Origin of the sequence: Herbaspirillum sp. B65 (assembly GCF_000333555.1) — a bacterium.
Taxonomy (GTDB): Bacteria; Pseudomonadota; Gammaproteobacteria; order Burkholderiales; family Burkholderiaceae_D; genus Herbaspirillum; species Herbaspirillum rubrisubalbicans.
Genome location: NZ_BADI01000643.1, coordinates 1 through 1,618 on the forward strand (window position 1 = coordinate 1; position 1,618 = coordinate 1,618).

Below are 1,618 nucleotides of genomic sequence, written 5' to 3' on the forward strand. Positions count from 1 at the left end.
CAACGAGGACAGTTTCCTGATATCGGTTTCCGTCCCATTGAATACCAACGCATCGGGATCAGTGTCGAGCAGCGAGGCAGCAGACCCAGCCGGAGCTGGCGCTTTCGATTGGCCGGTCGCCGCATCCGCCGTGATCGCTTGCGGCGCGCCATGAATAGATCGGGTGGAGGTGAATTCCCCCTTTGGGAAAAGACCGCGCAATAGCTCAACTAGATAAGTCACATCGCGATACTTCGGTCGATAGACGAACGGCTCTTTGTCTGGTTCCATCTCTTTAACAATCCCGACGATATCAACCCCGTTCACCGTGCGCACCGATAAGCCGAGTAGCCCCATGAAGCGCGAGACTTCAGATCGAGCAGACACGCCAGTGCCGAATCGGAATGAGACGAGCCGCTCATCAGCCACCACTTCAGGCTGTATCAGGTATGGCGTCTTGAGAATTTGCGTATACATTGCCTCGACCGCTTCCGCCACCCTCACCCGCGAAAACTCCATTGCGCTATCGGACTGTGGAGGCGCACCAGGAGGAAGCGGCATAGACAAGGGCGTGAGAGGCAGCAGCGGGCCACTTTGAGCAGCGACCGCGAGCGTGCTGTACGCCATCAGTAACGCCGTAATCATGCGTTTCATTTCTTCCCCTCGATGTGAACTGAATGAATGACCGCGCCGGAATAGCGCGTCACTTTGGCACCATCAATTTCCCCGATGGTCTGCGGCCCCATCTGCACGAACATCGAGGGAGATTCATAGCGAAGACGGCCAGCTTCGTCCGCAATAACGACATAGCTTGTCGTGCCGAATCGAGCCGTTCCAACAATGCGCCACGTATCTGAGAATGCAGGCTTTGCGGGCTGCACAGTAGATTGCTTGCCGTTGTTAGTGCTTGTGTCTTGCTTCCCTGTCTGAGTCGATTCGGCAACTGGCTTCGGATGAAAAAAGCGATTGATGCTGTACAAGCCAGTCACCAAGGCGACCAGCAGAACCCCGGCTGTCATCCATATCTTTTTTCGCGCCAGCATGTTTTGGCGCTTATCGACGTTGACGATTTTCCCGTCCGCGCCACCCTTGAAGGATGAATATAAGGGGAAGATATCTTTGCGGTACTTGTGCAGTTCGACACTAATGCGCGCCGCCTTGCTCTGCTTATTCCCCTCAAAAATCGACACGCTGTAATGCGTGGGCATCCCCAGGGAGATTTTCTTGTGCGTGCGAATGTGAAACGCCACCACGTTCTTTACAAAGCGATTCAGCGTGGACATGTCCTGAATCATCAGCACCAGATCGCAGGCCACGCCGGTTTGCTCATTGGTGAAATGTCGATGCTCTAGGAAGAAGCTTTTATGCTCTTGCAAAAGATTCGCGCCAGTCGCCGGCCAGAACCGCCACGCCTCATCGATGCACACCAAATCCCCAGGCTGGACGATGGTATCGGTATGCGCACCTTTCTTGTCGTCGTAATAGGGGAAGAAGTTGGCGAGCGCAACATCGCCATTGGTGACATGGACCACCTCGCCTAATTGCTCGGGAACTGGCTTTGTATTCTTTTCGACGTAGGCGCGAATCTTGTCCCCATCGATCCCGTCAACTTGGTGACTACCCGCCGCCTTTGGCGATG

Annotated in this window: 1 protein-coding gene and 1 pseudogene; both read right to left on the reverse strand. The window is 54.8% G+C overall.

What is annotated here, in order from left to right:
• Nucleotides 1-633, reverse strand: a pseudogene (locus I5W_RS15190) (type II secretory pathway, component PulD); the annotation flags it as partial.
• Nucleotides 630-1,618: zonular occludens toxin domain-containing protein (locus I5W_RS15195; RefSeq protein ID WP_044529860.1), on the reverse strand; the 989-nt coding region annotated here is incomplete at its 5' end. The gene I5W_RS15195 and the pseudogene I5W_RS15190, both read right to left, overlap by 4 nt.